This window comes from Mesorhizobium sp. M2C.T.Ca.TU.002.02.1.1 (genome assembly GCF_003997225.1).
Genome location: NZ_RZTO01001249.1, coordinates 1 through 1159, shown reverse-complemented (window position 1 = coordinate 1159; position 1159 = coordinate 1). Strand labels below are relative to the sequence as shown.

Annotated in this window: 2 protein-coding genes; both read left to right on the top strand. The window is 64.7% G+C overall.

Going from position 1 to position 1159, the window contains the following annotated elements:
• Positions 1 to 163: 163 nt before the first annotated feature.
• Entirely contained in the window at positions 164 to 853 is a 690-nt protein-coding gene (locus tag EOD07_RS35185) for a GntR family transcriptional regulator (protein ID WP_127238421.1), read from the top strand.
• A gap of 2 nt (positions 854 to 855) precedes the next feature.
• Positions 856 to 1159, top strand: a 304-nt coding sequence (locus EOD07_RS35180) for an FAD-dependent oxidoreductase (protein WP_127238420.1), incomplete at its 3' end; no start/stop codon positions are given.

Genomic DNA, 1159 nt, shown 5'->3' with positions numbered 1-1159 from the left:
CGGCTCCTGTCTGCAGGCGTCCAAGCGGGAATTGCCCTGCCTACCCCTCGTCCAAGGGGTCGCAGTTCCCTCTTGCATTATGCTGTTTGATGCATCATGTTTCTTATAAGATATACTGTCAAGCCCTTTTGGGCCGGCAGCCAAAAAACGGGACGGGAACGGCATGGCGAGCTTCAGCTTCGAAACGCTCGAGCGCGAAAACCTCGGCGAAACCGTCTATGCGCGCGTCGCCGAGGCGCTGATCAAGGGACGTTTCGCGCCGGATGCCAGGCTGACCATCCGCGATCTCGCCCAGTCGCTGGGAACCAGCGTCACGCCGGTCCGCGACGCCATCCTGCGCCTCATCCAGGACGAGGCTCTGGTGCAGAAATCGGCGCGCGAGGTGCGCGTTCCCATCATCACGCTGGAACGCTATCGCGAGATCCGCCAGATCAGGCTGAAGCTCGAAGGGCTTGCCGCGCGCGAGGCCGCGCTCAAGGCGACGGCCAGGGACATCGAGCGGCTGCGCGATCTGATCGCCCGCAACGAGCGCGCGATCGCCGACAGGAACTGGACCGAAGGGCTGGAGCTCAACCAGACGTTCCATTTCGCGCTTGCCGACATAGGCGACATGGTGGTGCTGCGCGGCATCCTGAACCGGCTCTGGCTGCAGATGGGGCCGCTGATCGCGGAATCCTACCACGAAGGCGGCCGCGCCATGATCGACAACCATCATGCGGTTCTCGCCGCGGTCGAAAAGAAGGATGCCGATGCCGCCGAACGTGCGATCATCGCCGACATCACCGAGGGCGGAAATGTGATTCTCGAGCGGCTCTTCAGCAGGCATGCCGCCGGCGTCGGCCAGGCGAACTGAGCATGGAACAGGTCGACTGCATCGTCGCCGGGGCCGGCGTCATCGGCCTCGCGGTTGCCCGCAGCCTCGCCGCGAGGGGCCTTGAAACGCTGATCCTCGAAGCGGCGGACGCCATCGGCACCGAAACCAGCTCGCGCAATTCGGAAGTGATCCATGCCGGCATCTACTATCCGCACGGATCGCTGAAGGCCCGGCTCTGCGTCGCCGGCCGCGACATGCTCTACCGCTACTGCGCGGAACGCGCGATCCCGCATCGCCGCTCGGGCAAGCTGATCGTCGCGACCGACGAGGCCCAGGAACCCGTAC